The organism is Gammaproteobacteria bacterium (assembly GCA_021647245.1).
Classification (GTDB): domain Bacteria; phylum Pseudomonadota; class Gammaproteobacteria; order RBG-16-57-12; family RBG-16-57-12; genus JAFLJP01.
The window spans coordinates 1-17,371 of record JAKIVC010000047.1 but is presented as its reverse complement, the minus strand read 5'-3'; the positions used below and the strand labels follow the sequence as shown (position 1 = coordinate 17,371).

At 49.3% G+C, this 17,371-nt stretch carries 15 protein-coding genes; all 15 read left to right on the top strand.

Annotation, left to right across the window (positions count from 1 at the left end):
• The first annotated feature begins 947 nt into the window (after positions 1 to 947).
• Positions 948 to 2,018, top strand: a complete 1,071-nt coding sequence (mtnA, locus tag L3J94_11515) for an S-methyl-5-thioribose-1-phosphate isomerase (protein ID MCF6219355.1) — start codon at positions 948 to 950, stop codon at positions 2,016 to 2,018.
• A gap of 172 nt (positions 2,019 to 2,190) precedes the next feature.
• Positions 2,191 to 4,776 carry a DNA gyrase subunit A gene (gene gyrA, locus L3J94_11510; protein MCF6219354.1) on the top strand — a complete coding sequence of 862 codons (2,586 nt, stop codon included), beginning with the start codon at positions 2,191 to 2,193 and terminating at the stop codon, positions 4,774 to 4,776.
• 69 nt (positions 4,777 to 4,845) lie between these two features.
• Positions 4,846 to 5,928, top strand: a complete 1,083-nt coding sequence (gene serC, locus L3J94_11505; protein MCF6219353.1) for a 3-phosphoserine/phosphohydroxythreonine transaminase — start codon at positions 4,846 to 4,848, stop codon at positions 5,926 to 5,928.
• A 106-nt stretch (positions 5,929 to 6,034) separates the two neighbouring features.
• A complete protein-coding gene (gene pheA / locus L3J94_11500) occupies positions 6,035 to 7,126 on the top strand; it encodes a prephenate dehydratase (protein MCF6219352.1) in 1,092 nt (363 codons plus the stop codon).
• A gap of 17 nt (positions 7,127 to 7,143) precedes the next feature.
• Positions 7,144 to 8,283, top strand: a complete 1,140-nt coding sequence (hisC, locus tag L3J94_11495) for a histidinol-phosphate transaminase (GenBank protein MCF6219351.1) — start codon at positions 7,144 to 7,146, stop codon at positions 8,281 to 8,283.
• Between the two features lie 13 nt (positions 8,284 to 8,296).
• Positions 8,297 to 9,316: a 3-deoxy-7-phosphoheptulonate synthase gene (gene aroF, locus L3J94_11490; GenBank protein MCF6219350.1), complete on the top strand. Its 1,020-nt coding sequence runs from the start codon at positions 8,297 to 8,299 to the stop codon at positions 9,314 to 9,316.
• Between the two features lie 17 nt (positions 9,317 to 9,333).
• Positions 9,334 to 10,203, top strand: coding sequence for a prephenate dehydrogenase/arogenate dehydrogenase family protein (locus L3J94_11485; GenBank protein ID MCF6219349.1), 870 nt, complete (start codon positions 9,334 to 9,336; stop codon positions 10,201 to 10,203).
• Positions 10,204 to 10,217: 14 nt separating this feature from the next.
• Positions 10,218 to 11,522: a 3-phosphoshikimate 1-carboxyvinyltransferase gene (gene aroA, locus L3J94_11480; GenBank protein MCF6219348.1), complete on the top strand. Its 1,305-nt coding sequence runs from the start codon at positions 10,218 to 10,220 to the stop codon at positions 11,520 to 11,522.
• Positions 11,523 to 11,585: 63 nt separating this feature from the next.
• Complete coding sequence (gene cmk / locus L3J94_11475) at positions 11,586 to 12,293, top strand: (d)CMP kinase (protein MCF6219347.1); 708 nt, start codon at positions 11,586 to 11,588, stop codon at positions 12,291 to 12,293.
• A 112-nt stretch (positions 12,294 to 12,405) separates the two neighbouring features.
• Positions 12,406 to 14,073, top strand: a complete 1,668-nt coding sequence (rpsA, locus tag L3J94_11470) for a 30S ribosomal protein S1 (protein ID MCF6219346.1) — start codon at positions 12,406 to 12,408, stop codon at positions 14,071 to 14,073.
• Between the two features lie 69 nt (positions 14,074 to 14,142).
• A complete protein-coding gene (locus L3J94_11465) occupies positions 14,143 to 14,433 on the top strand; it encodes an integration host factor subunit beta (GenBank protein MCF6219345.1) in 291 nt (96 codons plus the stop codon).
• A gap of 276 nt (positions 14,434 to 14,709) precedes the next feature.
• The gene (locus tag L3J94_11460) at positions 14,710 to 15,003 is read left to right on the top strand and encodes a LapA family protein (GenBank protein MCF6219344.1); all 294 of its coding nucleotides are present in this window, start codon (positions 14,710 to 14,712) and stop codon (positions 15,001 to 15,003) included.
• A 3-nt stretch (positions 15,004 to 15,006) separates the two neighbouring features.
• Positions 15,007 to 16,143, top strand: a complete 1,137-nt coding sequence (gene lapB / locus L3J94_11455; protein MCF6219343.1) for a lipopolysaccharide assembly protein LapB — start codon at positions 15,007 to 15,009, stop codon at positions 16,141 to 16,143.
• A 36-nt stretch (positions 16,144 to 16,179) separates the two neighbouring features.
• Positions 16,180 to 16,887, top strand: coding sequence for an orotidine-5'-phosphate decarboxylase (gene pyrF / locus L3J94_11450; GenBank protein ID MCF6219342.1), 708 nt, complete (start codon positions 16,180 to 16,182; stop codon positions 16,885 to 16,887).
• Between the two features lie 126 nt (positions 16,888 to 17,013).
• A partial coding sequence (locus L3J94_11445; protein ID MCF6219341.1) for a hypothetical protein occupies positions 17,014 to 17,371 on the top strand: 358 nt, incomplete at its 3' end.

Genomic DNA, 17,371 nt, shown 5'->3' with positions numbered 1-17,371 from the left:
GGTAGCATTTTCTTCAGTACGGTCTCTTTTCGTTCTTTTGGATAACTCATTTATGCCTCGTTTTGCCCACGCTCGATGATTATTGAAGTTTATTCTAACGGATGGGCAACTATGCTGACAGAGGGGGGAGGCGAGATGGCACAAGACATCGAAGCCACGTGATCTAACGGCCGCCGTAAATGATGCGGCAGTGCAGGGAAAGTTCATGCTCTTATCTGGGGAGATCTGCTTAACATGCAATCGGCAGATAACCAGTGAGGCCACTGGTGGATCAAGCCTTGGCTTATCAGTTCCCATCGACTGATAAGAGCGAAATAGATGGAAACCGATAGCGCCTACAGGGGTAACTCTGTAGGTGATTAAGCAGAAGTCAGCAGACGGCATAGTAGCCAAACGCCCATCGTAATGGTTGGGACACGGTGAAGGCCTGAACTTGAAGATCAGTGAGGAGCCTGGAATAAAAGGGGTGTGCGGCCGAGCAAGGTCGATATTTCCAACGGGTGTATCAAGGGGGTCAAGTATAATACTAACTGTTTATCTATATCAGGCTGACAAACTAAGCTCTTATTTTCTTCTAATCACCTCTTCATTTTTACCTGGTCGCTGGAATATTTATTGTGCGCCTCAATCTTAAGTGAACAGTGAGTAGTCGTATAACCAAGGATAGGCTATACAACCAAAGAGTTAATATTGTATTTGTCCCCTTTTTATTCAGCGTCATTGCTATCAATCTCCAAGCGGTTATTGTCCAGTGTGGTGGCCCTAATAGAGCAGGGGTGCGCTGTTTGATGATGGAGGCTTGGTGGTTGTATTTGTTGAGTCTTGCAGTTTGAACGCCTACAAAAATGCTTTTTTGGCTGTATTGGGCTTGTAAGGTAGAATATGCGTGCTGCGTTTCATAATTCTCTAACCGAGGATTAGGGTTAACTGAACTGGACTTTATAAAAATGACAAACGGTACTCTCCACGACACTATCCGAGCCATTCGTTGGGCTGATGGTAAGTTACATCTGCTTGATCAACGCACATTACCGGGCGTGCAGGCGACACTCAGTTATGGCGGGGTGGCTGAGGTGGCCGATGCGATTCGCGATATGGTAGTGCGGGGTGCTCCCGCCATTGGTGTGACGGCCGCCTATGGTGTTGTGCTGTCGGCGCGGGCGCAGTTTTTGGCGGCAGGATCCGCCTGGCAATCGGCCATGCAGGGTGACCTTGAGCGGCTGGCACAATCACGCCCCACGGCCGTTAATCTGTTTTGGGCGATTGAGCGCATGCAGTCGCTGATTTCAACTCTGAACGGTGAAAACCCAGAACCCGCATTACTGAAAGAGGCGATGGCGATTCATGAGGAGGATATTGCCGCCAATCGTCGCATGGGTGAGCTGGGGTCGGCCTTGATTGAGTCGCCTTGTGCGGTGCTGACTCACTGTAATACGGGTTCTCTGGCGACTGCTGGCTATGGTACTGCGCTGGGGGTTATTCGCTCAGCTTATGCTGCAGGGAAGATATCGGAGGTATTTGCCGATGAGACACGCCCATGGTTGCAAGGTGCGCGGCTCACTGCATGGGAGTGTGTGCAAGATAATATTCCGGTTACTTTACTGGCAGATGGTGCGGCTGCACACTTGATGAAGCAGGGTGATATCAAGTGGGTGATTGTGGGCTCCGACCGTATTGCCGCGAATGGTGATGTGGCCAATAAAATTGGTACTTATCATGCGGCCATTGCGGCTAAGTATCATGGTATAAAATTTATGGTGGTTGCGCCCACCACAACAATTGATATGGAAATCAGTTGTGGTGATGAGATTCCCATTGAGATGCGCCCGGCTTCCGAGGTGTTAGGCTTGAACGGTCAAACCGTTGCCGCAGAGGGGGCTAAGGCGTGGAATCCATCATTTGATATTACCCCTGCATCTCTTGTAGATGCCATTGTTACTGAGCGCGGGGTGGTCTTAAATCCCGACCGTGAAAAAATGGCTATATTAATGAGTGGCTGCATGATGGGCAGCGATTAAAAAAGAGAGTTGTTCAGTGCTTTATGGTTGTGAGCGCCTCTGAATTTGATTCTGGGACGTTTTTTTTGATGTGCGGTACCCGTACCCATGTTCTCTATGTTAGTATCAAAGGAATAAATTTTGTTACTGTATCTTCTAAAAATAGACTAAACATATTGGGTAATAGGAATTAATGGATACATTTGCTAAAGAAGTTATTCCGGTCAATCTCGAAGATGAGATGAAGCAGTCTTACCTTGACTATGCCATGAGCGTCATCGTTGGACGTGCGCTGCCTGATGTGCGAGATGGCTTGAAGCCGGTTCATCGTCGCGTGCTCTATGCTATGTCGGTGCTGGGCAATGACTGGAACAAAGCGTATAAAAAGTCGGCACGCGTGGTGGGCGATGTTATTGGTAAATATCATCCTCATGGAGATACCGCCGTTTATGACACCATTGTACGCATGGCGCAGCCATTTTCACTGCGTTATATGCTGGTGGATGGTCAAGGTAACTTCGGTTCGGTAGATGGTGATTCACCCGCAGCGATGCGTTATACGGAAGTGCGTATGTCACGTATCGCTCATGAAATGCTGGCTGATCTTGATAAAGAGACGGTTGATTTCACCCCCAACTACGATGAAACCGAGCACGAGCCTGCGGTTTTTCCGGCAAGAATTCCCTGTTTGCTGATCAATGGTTCAGCGGGTATTGCGGTGGGTATGGCGACCAATATTCCACCACATAATCTCACCGAAGTGATTAACGCCTGTTTAGCGATTGTTGATAATCCTGAGATAGATATTGATGGTTTGATGGAGCATGTGCCGGGCCCGGATTTTCCAACCGCAGCCTTTATCAATGGTGCAAAGGGAATTCATGAGGCCTACCACACCGGTCGTGGCCGTATCTATGTGCGCTCGCGCAGTCATGTTGAGACGGCCAGCAATGGCAAGCAGTCGATTGTTGTGACCGAACTGCCATACCAAGTTAATAAAGCGCGCCTGTTAGAGAAAATTGCGGAGCTGGTTAAGGATAAAAAAATCGAGGGAATTACCGAGCTGCGTGATGAGTCTGATAAAGATGGTATGCGGATGGTCATTGAATTACGCCGGGGTGAGGTGGCTGAGGTGACATTGAATAACCTCTATCAGCAGACCCAGATGCAGAATGTATTCGGTATCAATATGGTCGCCTTGATAGATGGCCAGCCGCGAATCCTCAACCTGAAGCAGATTCTTGAGGCGTTTGTACGCCACCGCCGTGAAGTGGTAACCCGCCGCACGATCTTTGAACTAAGAAAAGCCCGTGAACGTGCTCATTTACTGGAAGGACTGGCGGTAGCACTGGCCAGTATTGATCCGATTATTGCTCTGATTAAAGCAGCCCCCAGCCCTGCGGAAGCGAAAGCACAACTGATCAGCACGCCATGGCTGGCCGGTGTGGTGCTGGATATGCTGCAACGTGCAGGCGCTGAGGCCTCGCGCCCCGACGGTCTGGCTAAAGAGTTTGGCTTGATTGGTGATTATTACCACCTTTCAGAAGCACAAGCACAAGCTATTCTTGACCTTCGTCTACACCGTTTGACAGGGCTTGAGCAAGATAAAATATTAAGCGAATACAAAGGGTTGATGGTTATTATTGAGGATTTACTTGATATTTTAGGCAGCCAAGTGCGCTTGATGCAAGTGATTCGCGATGAGCTATTGGCGATACGTGATCAATATGGCGATGAGCGTCGCACTGAAATACTACAGTCCCGCCTCAACCTTACTCTTGAAGATCTGATCACCGAAGAGGAGGTCGTGGTCACTCTCTCCCACGAAGGCTATGCCAAAGCACAACCGTTGACTGACTACCGTGCCCAGCGTCGCGGTGGCAAGGGTAAATCTGCCACCAGTATGAAAGAAGAGGATTTCATCGATAAACTCTTCATCGCCAATACCCACGACACGATTCTCTGTTTCTCCAGCCGTGGCCGGGTCTATTGGAAAAAAGTATATGAGTTGCCACAAGCAAGTCGTGCGGCCCGTGGTAAGCCGATTGTAAACTTGCTGCCACTGGAAGAGGGGGAGCGGATCAATGCCATTTTACCGATTCGTACCTTCGAAGAGGATAAGTTTATCTTTATGGCCACTTCAAGTGGTGTTGTTAAGAAGACATCACTGAAAAACTTCTCCCGCCCACGCAGTAACGGTATTATCGCCGTAGAGCTGCGTGAGGGAGATCAATTGATTGGTGTTGATATCACCGATGGCGAAAAAGATATCATGATGTTTGCCAGTAATGGCAAAGCGGTGCGCTTTAGTGAGAGTAAAGTCCGGGCAATGGGACGCACCGCTTGTGGTGTGCGCGGTATCAGGCTGGCGGAGGGTGAGCGCGTTATTTCACTGGTCATTGTCGAGCCGGGTTGTATTTTAACTGCGACCGAACATGGCTATGGCAAGCGTACCGCCATTGATGAGTACCCCTGTAAAGGGCGTGGCGGACAGGGCGTTATCTCCATCCAATCCTCAGAGCGTAATGGTGCTGTGGTGGGCGCGGTACTGGTCACCGATGAGGATGATCTAATGCTGATCAGCAATGCCGGGACACTGGTTCGCACCCCTGCCGCCGATGTCTCTACCATGAGTCGTAATACTCAAGGTGTGCGCCTTATCAGGCTGGCAAGTGATGAGTTGCTAGTCGGTGTTGAGCGAATTGTGGAGCCGCCAATGGATGACGATGAGGTAGCTGCCAGTGATGAAGCGCTTGAGTCTGACGGTGATGAAAGCTAATCTTTTAGATTAAAACTTCTTTGCAATGATTTGTATTTAGTAACTATTAGTTAACTATGAGTGATTAAAGTGTCCCGGGTTTACAATTTTAGTGCAGGGCCGGCTATGTTACCGCAAGCCGTTTTAGAGATTGCCCAGAGAGAGATGCTTGACTGGCATGGCTCCGGTATGTCGATCATGGAGATGAGCCATCGGGGTAAAGTGTTTACAGCGGTGGCCCAAAAAATGGCATCTGATCTGCGTGATGTGATGTCGATTCCTGATAACTACCAGGTACTCTTTTTACAGGGGGGGGCCTCCAGTCAGTTTGCAATGGTCCCTATGAACTTATTGCGTGGGAAATCGGTAGCCGATTATATCAACACCGGTGATTGGTCACGCAAGGCGATAGCCGAGGCACAGCGATTTTGCCGGGTTAATATTGTCGCCAGCACTGAAGAGAACAACTTTACCTCAGCACCTCCCCAGTCTCAGCTAAACTTTGACCCTGACGCTGCTTATGTACACTATGTACCGAATGAGACTATTCGCGGTGTTGAGTTCGATTACATTCCTGATACCGGTGATGTACCGCTGATCGCTGACATGTCATCCACCCTCTTGTCGCGCCCCGTTGATGTCTCACGGTTCGGGATGATCTATGCGGGGGCACAGAAAAATATTGGCCCTGCCGGTTTGACGCTGGTGATCATTCGTGATGATTTGCTGGGTGAGACGTTGGCCGCTACCCCGACGATGTTTGATTACAAGGTACATGCCGATAATGGCTCCATGTATAACACCCCACCGACGTATGGACTCTACCTGGCAGGATTGGTTTTTGCCTGGTTGAAAGAGCAGGGCGGCCTGCCCGCGATGGAGGAGCTGAACAGACGCAAAGCGGAAAAACTCTACCGGGCCATTGATGATGATTCGTTTTACACTAACCCGGTTACAAAAAGCCAACGCTCTTGGATGAATGTGCCCTTTATCCTGGCGAATTCCACGTTAGATGCGCTGTTTTTGCAAGGTGCTGAATCACAAGGGATGGTTGCCTTAAAAGGGCACCGCTCGGTGGGGGGGATGCGTGCAAGTATATACAATGCCATGCCCGAGGCCGGTGTTGATGCACTGATAGCTTTTATGGCGCAGTTTTCCCGGCAGCATGGCTAAGGAAGCTCCACACACGTCATGAATGTTTTGTGCTGGCTAAAATCGCCCTCATTTATCCAGATTTACTCAGCGCTTCTCTAATTAACTCAAGGTTCCCGTCATCACAATGAGCAACAACGAAGAGCAACTATCAAAAATCCGCCAAAAAATAGACTCTCTGGATATTCAAATTCAGGAGTTGATCAACCAGCGCGCCGCCTGTGCGGATGAGGTTGCACGGATTAAAGAGAGTGAAGGGTCAGAAAAAGCCATTTTTTACCGCCCTGAGCGTGAGGCACAGGTGCTGCGAGCGGTCAAAGCGCGCAACAAAGGGCCACTTGCTGCGGAGGAGATGGCTCGCCTGTTTCGTGAAATTATGTCAGCGTGTCTCGCGCATGAGTTGCCTATGCGTATCGGCTTTCTTGGCCCGGAAGGGACTTACACTCATGCGGCTGTGCTTAAACATTTCGGACACTCGGTTAAATGCCACCCACTCTCAACGATCGATGAAGTCTTTCGCGAGGTTGAGGCAGGTGCGGTCAATTATGGTGTAGTGCCCGTTGAAAACTCAACAGAAGGGGTGGTCAACCACACCCTTGATAGCTTTATGAACTCATCACTCTCTGTTTGCGGTGAGGTAGAGCTGCGTATTCATCACTGCCTGCTCTCTCTGGCAACCGACCGAAAAAATATCAAGCGCATCTATAGCCATCAGCAGTCATTGGCTCAATGCAGAGAGTGGCTGGATGCAAACATCTACTACGCAGAGCGTATAGCGGTTAGCAGCAATGCTGAAGCAGCTCGCTTGGCGGCTCAAGATAGTGAAGCAGCGGCAATTGCCAGTGCTACCGCAGCTGACATTTATAAGCTGAACGTGTTGGCCAGCAATATCGAAGATCACCCGGACAATACCACCCGCTTCTTGATTATCGGCAATCGCCCGGTGCCTGCAAGTGGCGATGATAAGACCTCTCTACTTGTTTCAACGGTCAATAAAGCCGGCTCACTGCACAGCCTGCTCTCTCCTTTTGTGAGGCACGGTATCTCAATGGCGCGTATTGAGTCCCGCCCCTCCCGACGTGCGGTATGGGAGTACGTCTTTTTTATTGATGTCAATGGCCACGCCGATGACCCAGATGTAGCTGCAGCACTTCGCGACCTGAATAAGGAAGCGGCCATGATGCGCCTGCTAGGCTCATATCCTAAAGCTGTATTATAGAATTTCCGGAATTTTTTATGTCGAATCGTTTTCAATCTTTTGACTCTATTGCTGTGCCCGGCGTTCAAGGGCTGAGTCCATATCAACCGGGTAAGCCCGAGAGCGAGCTGAAGCGTGAATATGGCCTTAAGCAGATTACCAAGCTGGCCTCCAATGAGAACCCGCTGGGTAGTAGTGCCAACGTAATCGAAGCCATTACCCAAGAGCTATCTCTGATTACCCGTTACCCCGATGGTGCGGGGTTTGAGTTAAAATCTGTCCTGGCTAAGCGTCATGGTGTCGCTATGGACACCATTACTCTCGGCAGCGGTTCAAGTGAAGTGATCGAGCTGGTAGCCCGTGTTTTTGTAGCACCTGGAGATGAGGTGATTTTTTCACAGCACGCCTTCGCAATGTATCCAATAATCACTCAGGCCGTGGGAGGTCAGGCTGTGGAAGTGCCGGCCTGTGAGTGGGGGCACGATCTTACAGCGATCGCGACGGCAATCAGTGAAAATACCCGTGTTATCTTTATCGCCAACCCCAACAACCCAACCGGCACCTGGCTTGGGCATGATGCGTTGCAGCGCTTTTTAGCTGAGGTGCCTGAGCGGGTTGTGGTGGTGATAGATGAAGCCTATTTCGAATATGCCACCGAAGCCGACACGGGCGCTAACGGTTACCCTGATGCAACGCAGTGGCTTGAAGTATTTCCTAATTTAGTGGTAACACGCACCTTTTCAAAGGCGTTTGGCTTGGCAGGGTTGCGGGTGGGTTATAGTCTATCAAGCCCGGTCATTGCCGACTTAATGAACCGCATTCGCCCCCCTTTTAATGTTAATACGCCTGCTCAGGTAGCCGCATTGGCGACACTTGACGACACACACTACCTGCAGAAAAGTCTGGCCGTTAATACCACAGGGATGCTGCAACTCACCGAGGCGTTTGAAAAGCGAGGTCTGGCGTATATTCCATCGATCGCTAACTTTGTCTCTGTAGAGGTGGGTGATCATGCGCGAGTGGTGTATGATGCGCTGCTGAAAAGAGGGGTTATTGTTCGCCCTGTTGCCAATTATGGTATGCCGCGCCATTTGCGTGTCAGCATCGGGACAGAACAAGAGAACAGACACTTCCTTAGTGCCCTGACGGCGGTACTGAGCGAAGAGATTGACACTTAATAGAGTCGAATAGATGATTATTATTATGAACAAGGGGTGCAGCGATGAACAGATCGCTGCCGTCGAGAAAAAAGTCGCTTCAGCGGGTTTGCAGCTCAATATTTCACGGGGTATTGAACGTACTGTGCTGGGGTTAATCGGTGACGAGCTGGTTATTGATAAAGAGCTGATTGAGATTTTACCCGGCGTGGAGAAGGTTATCCGCGTGATGAAGCCTTATAAAATCGTCTCCCGCGAATCACAAGCTGAAAACAGTGTCATCGACATTAAGGGTGTTAAGCTGGGTGGCAATCAGATTCAGATCATTGGTGGCCCCTGTTCAGTTGAAACACCACAACAGATGGAGGCCGCTGCTCAAGGTGTCGTCGATGCGGGTTGTAGGATGCTGCGTGGTGGCGCATTCAAACCACGCACCAGCCCCTATAGCTTTCAGGGTCTGGGGGTAGAGGGGCTTGAACTCATGCGTGCCGCCGCCGACAAGCATAATCTCCCCATGGTCACAGAGTTGATGGATGTGCGTCAGCTTGACTATTTTTTGCAATACAAAGTGGATGTTATTCAGATTGGCACACGAAATATGCAAAACTTTGACCTGCTTAAAGAGGTTGGGCGTTTGCAAGTTCCGGTTATTTTAAAACGCGGTATGTCGGCAACCATCAAGGAGTGGTTGATGTCTGCAGAGTACATTGCAGCCGGTGGCAATCACAATATTATTTTCTGTGAAAGGGGTGTGCGTAGTTTCGAGACGGCCTATCGGAACATGCTTGATGTCACCGCTATTCCAGTTTTGAAACGTGAAACGCATCTTCCCGTCATTGTCGACCCTAGTCATGCTGGTGGTAAAGCATGGATGGTGCCGGCATTGACACGAGCCGCCGTAGCGGCGGGTGCGGATGGCCTGTTGATCGAAATGCACCCAAAACCTTGCGATGCTTGGTGTGATGCTGATCAGGCATTAAGCCCACAAGAGCTGAAAGAGCTAGTGGAGGATGTTGGCGCAATAGCCAAAGTGCTTGGTCGAGAGTTGGGTTAAGCGCCACCATGCCAAAACTGATTCAACAATTAACGATTATTGGTGTTGGCCTGATTGGTGGCTCATTGGCTCGTGCACTGAAAGAAGCCAACGCCTGCGGTGAAGTGGTTGGCTGCGGGCGTAATGAGGCTGAGCTAAAAAAGGCGCAGCAGTTGGGTGTAATCGACCGCTACTCCCTTGACCCTGCTGAAGCCGTAGTGGGTGCTGATGTCGTGCTGTTAGCCGTTCCTTTAAGTGCTATGCGTAGCGTGATGAGTGCAATCGCACCCTCAATAAGTGAGACGACCATTCTAACTGATGTTGGCAGTGCCAAAGCCAGTGTCGTGAATGATGCGATGGCCGTATTTGGAAAAATTCCTGATAATTTTTTACCGGCTCACCCCATTGCAGGTACTGAAAAGAGCGGTGTTGAAGCCTCTTTCCCCGCGCTTTTTCAAAACCATAAAGTGATCCTAACCCCACTGAAAAACAGCAGCAAAGCGGCACTGAGCCGAGTGACCGCCATGTGGCAGTGCGCCGGTGCAGAGGTGGTTGAGATGAGCGTTGAACACCATGACCGTGTTCTCGCCGCCACCAGCCACCTGCCTCATATATTGGCCTATGCACTGGTTGGTTCGCTGGCTCGCATGGATGAAACAGACGAAATTTTTCAATATGCTGCCGGTGGTTTTCGTGATTTCACCCGAATCGCCTCAAGTGATGCTCAGATGTGGCATGACATCTGTCTTGCGAATCGTAAAGAGGTGTTAAATGTGCTGGAGCGCTTTCGTGATGACCTGGATGCGCTGACGGTGGCTTTTGAGGCGAATGATGGCGCGGCCGTTCTTGACTGTTTCTCCCGTGCCAAACGCGCCCGTGATCACTTCTCAACATTAATTGCAAAGTAAGCAGGTTGACCATAATGACTGTTAATACATTTCATGTTGCTCCGGGTGGAAAATTGAGTGGCGCTATCCGCGTGCCTGGCGATAAATCGATCTCACATCGCTCGATTATGTTTGGCTCGCTGGCAGAGGGTGTCACTGAGGTAAATGGTTTTCTGGAGGGCGAGGATGCACTGGCGACCTTACAGGCCTTTCGTGATATGGGGGTGCAGATTGAGGGGCCAAAAAATGGCCGTGTAGTCATTCATGGTGTGGGTATGAAGGGTTTGAAGTCGCCTGGAAAACCACTCGACATGGGCAACTCTGGAACATCTGTTCGCCTTTTATCTGGCCTGCTAGCGGGACACGGAATTGATGTCACCCTGGTGGGCGACAGCTCACTCTCAAAGCGCCCCATGCGCCGTGTAACCGCTCCCTTGGCAGAAATGGGCGCCGTGGTGGAGAGTAATGAACAAGGGACTCTGCCACTGCATATTAAGCCGAAGACACCCTTAAAAGGTATCGATTACGCGATGCCGATGGCCAGTGCTCAGGTAAAGTCATGCGTGTTACTGGCGGGGCTCTATGCCGAAGGTGATACCTGTGTTACCGAGCCAGCACCCACACGAGATCATACAGAGCGCATGTTACAAGCGTTTGGCTATGATGTTAGACGTAATGGAAACCGGGTTTGCCTCACCGGCGGTGGGCGTTTAACAGCATCCAACATTGAAGTGCCCGCAGATATCTCCTCCGCCACTTTTTTTATGGTGGGCGCATCAATAGCGCCAGGCTCTGATATTGTGCTTGAGCATGTCGGCATTAACCCAACCCGAATGGGTGTGATTAACATTCTTAAGGCCATGGGCGGAAATATCACCGTGCAAAATGAGCGCATGGTGGGTGGCGAGCCAGTTGCGGATATCAGGGTATGCTATGCCGACCTCAAGGGGATTGACATTCCACTTGATCAAGTGCCGCTGGCCATCGATGAGTTTCCCGCACTGTTTGTGGCGGCCGCATGTGCTAAGGGTGCAACCGTATTACGCGGTGCTGAAGAGTTGCGGGTAAAAGAGAGTGACCGTATTCAGGTCATGGCGGATGGGCTACAGATATTGGGCATCGATGCACAACCCACTCCAGACGGTATGGTTATTCAGGGTGGCCAAATGAGTGGTGGCACGGTAGAGAGCCATGAAGACCACCGCATTTCAATGTCATTTGTTATTGCGGCTTTACGGGCATCGGGCAACATCACCATTAACGACTGCTCTAATGTAAATACATCCTTTCCCAGCTTTGTTTCACTTGCTGCGAGCAGCGGTATAAAAATTAACGTATAATCCGCACGAATTTAAGGGGCAGTGTAGTGGCGGGGGCTACTGCATGATGAAAAGGGTAGGGGAATGACAGAATATTTTGGTAATTCAACGGTTCCGGTTATAGCCATCGATGGGCCAAGTGGTGCGGGTAAAGGCACCATTGGCCGTCGTCTGGCAGAACAGCTGGGTTTTGCTTTTTTAGATAGCGGGGCGCTTTATCGTCTTTCAGCACTTGCAGCCACTCATCACGGCATTTCACTGGAAGATGAAGAGTCAATCAGCACATTAGCGGCACACCTGGATGTTCAGTTCCGGTCCCACCCGGAAAATGGTGATGGCTTAATTCTTCTGGAAGGGGAGGATGTCAGTCACGCCATTCGAACCGAAGAGTGTGGGTTGGCCGCCTCTAAAGTCGCAGCACTTCCCTCTGTGCGTCAGGCATTACTACAGCGTCAGTGGGCATTTCGTGAGGCACCCGGCTTGGTGGCAGATGGTCGCGATATGGGTAGCGTGGTCTTTCCAGATGCGCCATTGAAGGTTTATTTGACCGCCACAGCAGAGGCGCGGGCACAGCGACGATACAATCAGTTGCTGGAAAAGGGCGGGACTGCTAAAATCGACGAGATTTTAAGTGACATCACCCAACGTGATGAGCAAGATCAACAGCGAACAGTGGCGCCACTACGTGCGTTGCCCGATGCTGTTTTGATTGATACAACCGATATGAACATTGATCAGGTCATTGAAAAACTAACTGGCTTATGCCGGGATCGTTTAGGGTTAGCTATTTAACATAGAGAGCTATAATAGTCGGTTTACTACGGTGGTAAACCATTTGTTTAACTAACGACGGCGTAAGCCGTAATCACACCGTCTCCTGTTTTAAGGAGGCAAGGAACTACACATGAGCGAAAGTTTCGCGGAGCTATTTGAAGAGAGCCAGAACAAAGTCAACATGGAATCAGGTGCCATTCTTGAAGGCATCATTGTCCATATCGGACCTGACGTTGTGGTGGTTAATGCAGGCCTGAAATCTGAAGGTGTTATCCCTGTAGAACAGTTTTATAACGAAAAAGGTGAACTCGACATCAGCGAAGGTGATGTTGTAGAGGTTGCACTGGACACTATCGAAGATGGTTTCGGTGAAACACGCCTTTCTCGTGAAAAAGCGCGTCGCGCACAAGCTTGGACCCGTCTGGAAAAAGCGTGTGAAGCGGGTGAAATTGTAACCGGTCTTATCTCAGGCCGTGTTAAAGGTGGCTTTACGGTTGAGTTGGGTGACATTCGTGCATTCCTCCCAGGCTCTCTGGTTGATGTGCGTCCAGTGCGCGATCCCAGCTATCTGGAAGGTAAAGACCTTGAATTCAAAGTTATTAAACTTGATCGCAAGCGCAATAACGTTGTCGTTTCGCGCCGTGCCGTTGTTGAGGCCGAGTCAAGTGAAGAGCGTGAAGAGCTGCTCAAGAGCCTGGAAGAGGGCAAGGTAGTTAAAGGTATCGTCAAGAACCTGACCGATTACGGCGCATTTATCGATCTGGGCGGTGTTGATGGCCTGCTGCATATTACCGATATGTCTTGGAAACGCATCAAACACCCCAGCGAGCTTATCAATGTAGGTGATGAAATCGACGTGCGCGTATTAAAGTTTGATCGTGAGCGCAATCGTGTTTCTCTTGGTATGAAGCAGCTTGGCGAAGATCCGTGGCAGGATGTTGCCCGTCGCTACCCTGTTAGCTCACGTCTGTTTGGTAAAGTGACCAACCTTGCTGACTACGGTTGCTTCATCGAGCTGGAAGAGGGTGTAGAGGGTTTGGTTCATGTTTCTGAAATGGATTGGACCAACAAGAATATCCACCCCTCTAAAGTTGTTCAGGTCGGCGACGAAGTAGAGGTTGTTGTTCTGGATCTGGATGAGGAGCGTCGTCGCATCTCACTCGGCATGAAACAGTGTCAGTCCAATCCTTGGGAAGCCTTCTCTGCAACCCATAACAAGGGTGATCAACTTGCGGGCAAGATCAAGTCAATTACTGACTTTGGTGTGTTTGTTGGTCTGGATGGTGGGATCGATGGTTTGGTTCATCTCTCAGATATCTCTTGGCATGAAACGGGTGAAGATGCGATTCGCAACTTCAAGAAGGGTGATGAAATTGATACCATGATCCTCTCTATCGATCCTGATCGTGAGCGTATCTCGCTGGGTATCAAGCAACTTGAAAAAGATCCGGTCTCTAACTTTGTTGCCGCACATCCGAAAGGAACGGTTGTTAATGGCGTCGTTAAAGAGGTAGAAGCTAAATCGGTGCTGATCGAGTTGGAAGAGGGTGTAGAGGGTACTTTGCGTGCGGCGGATATCTCGCGTGATCACATCGCTGATGCGAAAAGTGTCTTTAGTGTAGGTGATAAGGTTGAAGCGATGTGCATGGGCCTTGACCGTAAAAACCGCTCTATTTCACTCTCTATCAAAGCGAAAGACAATGAAGAAGAAGCGGTAGCAATGGAAGGCTTCAGCAAGCGCTCTGAATTATCAAACCCAACGCTGGGTGATTTGATTAAAGAGCAAATGCAAAAGTAATTCCTTTGTTCTGTATGGGGGGTGCACATGTTGTGCACCCCTCATTCTAACTGATGAGGATAAATGAAAATGACAAAATCCGAGTTGATTGAGATCATTTCTCGAAGCCAAACCCAGCTTGCTTATAAAGATGTTGAGCTATCTGTAAAGGCTTTAATCGAAAATATGGCCCAATCATTATCATCCGGCGACCGGATTGAAATTCGTGGATTTGGTAGTTTTTCTCTTCATTTCCGTCCACCAAGAGTGGGTAGAAACCCTAAGACGGGCGAATCTGTCTCTCTTGAAGGGAAATATGTTCCACACTTCAAACCCGGAAAAGAGTTGAGAGAGCGTGTTAATCAAGCAATCTCAAAATAACTTCTCCTAAGGTGCCTTTGATCAAGTCATGATTGTTTTACACTGGCTGGAATCAGCCTCATTAATTTCAAAAAATTGCACCAATAGCGTGACTATTATTGTGTATTTTGAAGTAAATGAGAGCAACGTCTCTCAGTCCAGATCCAACCAGACTTGATCAGAGCCTCCTTGATGAATTTAAAAAAAAGCGGCAGTGTTTATTAATAACCCTGCCGCTTTTTGTTTGAGGGGTAGTCACTATTCAGTGTATTTATACAGCTCGAGACAGGTGTTAAAATGAAACGCATAATCCTTTGGTTATTCATCATCCTGGTTGTTATATTTGGCATCAGCTTTAGTGTGTTGAATGCAGAGCTGGTGACGCTGGATTACTACTTCTCTAAAATTGAGGTTCCACTCTCCATTGTGGTGGTGACTTCACTGGCTTTTGGTATTTTGCTTGGAATTGCCACCAGTATATTGATTTCACTTAAAAACCGCCGTGAATTATCCCGCTTACGCAAAAAACTAAAAAACAAAGAGCTGGAAATCAGCAACATGCGAGCAATCCCGGTGCAGGACCTCCGCTAATTCATGCTATGGAACACCCTTTTTTTACTGTTACCTGTTGCTGCTGTCTCTGGTTGGTGGTTGGGCTGGTGCTCGGCAAAAAAAAGAGCCTCTTCAAAGTGTAAAAATCCATCTTCTGAATATTTCAAAGGACTCAACTACCTCATCAATGAGCAACCTGATCATGCCACATCCATTTTCCTCAAAGTGTTGGATGTCAATAGTGAAACCATTGAAGTGCACTATGCCCTCGCCAGCCTGTTCTTAAAACGTGGAGAGGTTGATAGAGCAATACATATTTATCAAAACTTACTCGCTCGCCCAACATTGAATAAACATCAGCGCAGTGAAACGCTCTACTATCTAGCTCAGGGGTATCTAAAAGCAGGCGTTTTAGATCGAGCTGAAGGTCTTTTAAATGATCTGGTCAATGATGCTGATTATGCTCTTCTCTCTTTGAAGTCACTGCTTAATATCTTTCAACAGCAGCGTGAATGGAGTAGTGCGATTGATGTGGCTAGGCGTTTACAAAAACGTGGTAGCCAAAACTATTCAGTACAGATTGCCCACTACTATTGTGAGTTAGCTGAACAGCAACCAACACAGTCGACAGCGCGGTCTCGTGCCCTTAAAGCCGCCTTATCCAGTGATCGAAATTGTGTTAGAGCAAGCCTAATGCAAGGAGATGGCTTGCTGGATTTAAAGCGCTATTCACAGGCGCTGAATACCTTCAAAAAAATTGAACAACAAGATGCCTCATTTATTTATGAAGCACTCCCGGCGATGCTTCATTGCTGGGAGTTGATGGAAAAACCGAAACAGGCGATGGCCTATTTAAACGCGCTAATGGCTCACTCACCATCACTTGCTGTTTTATCACTTTATGCCGAACTCGGCGTACGAATGGATGGGAGCGATGAGTTTAAGTCCCAGCTAAAAGAGTATGTGCTGCACTACCCTTCACTTCAGGGCGTGTTGACACTGTTGAAGGTTGAAGGAGTGTGCCAGCCTATTCTTGAAGACCGTGCGTTGATGAACTCAGGGTCATCCGCACTCAATTACCGCTGTAGCCAGTGCGGCTTTCAGGGACACTCACTTCATTGGCAGTGTCCAAGCTGCCAAACATGGGGGCAAATTCGTCGTATCAACGACATTGCTTGAGTTTTATCAGGGTTAAACCATTTTGGAGAAAGATCCATGTCCACCGTTCAGTGTGATCCTCAAATTATTGTCGCACTCGATTATGCAAGCGCAAAGTCGGCACGTGAAATGGTCGTACAACTCGACCCGACACGCTGTCGATTAAAAATTGGAAAAGAGCTGTTTACACGTGAGGGGCCACGTTTTATCGAAGAGTTGATCGGGCAGAGCTTTGATATTTTTCTCGATTTAAAATTTCATGATATTCCCAATACCACCGCCAAAGCGTGCCAAGCAGCGGCTGAGCTAGGTGTCTGGATGGTAAATGTACACGCGTCGGGTGGTCGGAAGATGATGTTAGCAGCGCGGGAGGCGATTGATCACTGCTCCCATCAACCGCTGCTGATTGCCGTTACCGTATTAACCAGCATGGCGCAAGGCGACCTTGTCGAGCTGGGCATTAATGTGACTCCTGCTGAACAGGTATCTCACCTTGCCTCACTGGCAGAGAGCGCCGGTATGGATGGCGTGGTCTGCTCACCACTGGAGCTTTCTATGCTGCGTATGCAGTGGCCCAGTGCTTCTTTGGTAACACCGGGAATTCGTCCTGAGTGGTCACAAAAAGGGGACCAGGTGAGGGTGATGACACCCGCTGAAGCAGTCGTACACGGCTCAAGTTATCTGGTGATTGGTCGCCCCATTACCGGTGCGGATGATCCGCTGCGGGCGCTTGAAAAAATAGAGCAGGAAATCGCTATGACTTAGCCCCTCACCGGTTACAATAAATGTATACTTCGGTATATATTTTTGACATAATCGCTTAAAAATTATGCTAAAAATACCGACACAGGTAATCATGGGCATTTTTTGTTGTAAAGGGGATGTAAAGGGATGCTGATTAACCGTTGTATTGCACTTGCTGCCGGATCGCTGCTGATATTAAGTAGTGCTCAGGCCGCAAAAGTATCGGACATTGCCAATACCAAACACAACCTCTCCATGACTTGGGGCGGTGAAGGCGCTGACCCCCGCACGGTGACCGCAACCTCTGAAGCACAAATCTGCGTCTTCTGCCACACCCCCCACGGCGCAGATACCAGCACCAATGCGCCACTGTGGAACCGCAGCCTGGAGGGGGGAGCTGGTTACACGGCTGTTTACAGTATGTATGACTCCAGCTCCATGGAAGCGACTCAGCTCTCCGGCGTGCCGTCAGCCCCCACCAGCTCCTCCAAGCTCTGCCTCTCCT

What these genes read in the sequence shown, in the direction of transcription:
- pyrF (MCF6219342.1), top strand. Translation starts at nt 16,180, where the DNA reads ATGTCCACCGTTCAGTGTGATCCTCAAATTATTGTCGCACTCGATTAT.
- pheA (MCF6219352.1), top strand. Translation starts at nt 6,035, where the DNA reads ATGAGCAACAACGAAGAGCAACTATCAAAAATCCGCCAAAAAATAGAC.
- cmk (MCF6219347.1), top strand. Translation starts at nt 11,586, where the DNA reads ATGACAGAATATTTTGGTAATTCAACGGTTCCGGTTATAGCCATCGAT.
- aroF (MCF6219350.1), top strand. Translation starts at nt 8,297, where the DNA reads ATGATTATTATTATGAACAAGGGGTGCAGCGATGAACAGATCGCTGCC.
- gyrA (MCF6219354.1), top strand. Translation starts at nt 2,191, where the DNA reads ATGGATACATTTGCTAAAGAAGTTATTCCGGTCAATCTCGAAGATGAG.
- L3J94_11465 (MCF6219345.1), top strand. Translation starts at nt 14,143, where the DNA reads ATGACAAAATCCGAGTTGATTGAGATCATTTCTCGAAGCCAAACCCAG.
- hisC (MCF6219351.1), top strand. Translation starts at nt 7,144, where the DNA reads ATGTCGAATCGTTTTCAATCTTTTGACTCTATTGCTGTGCCCGGCGTT.
- aroA (MCF6219348.1), top strand. Translation starts at nt 10,218, where the DNA reads ATGACTGTTAATACATTTCATGTTGCTCCGGGTGGAAAATTGAGTGGC.
- L3J94_11460 (MCF6219344.1), top strand. Translation starts at nt 14,710, where the DNA reads ATGAAACGCATAATCCTTTGGTTATTCATCATCCTGGTTGTTATATTT.
- lapB (MCF6219343.1), top strand. Translation starts at nt 15,007, where the DNA reads ATGCTATGGAACACCCTTTTTTTACTGTTACCTGTTGCTGCTGTCTCT.
- rpsA (MCF6219346.1), top strand. Translation starts at nt 12,406, where the DNA reads ATGAGCGAAAGTTTCGCGGAGCTATTTGAAGAGAGCCAGAACAAAGTC.
- mtnA (MCF6219355.1), top strand. Translation starts at nt 948, where the DNA reads ATGACAAACGGTACTCTCCACGACACTATCCGAGCCATTCGTTGGGCT.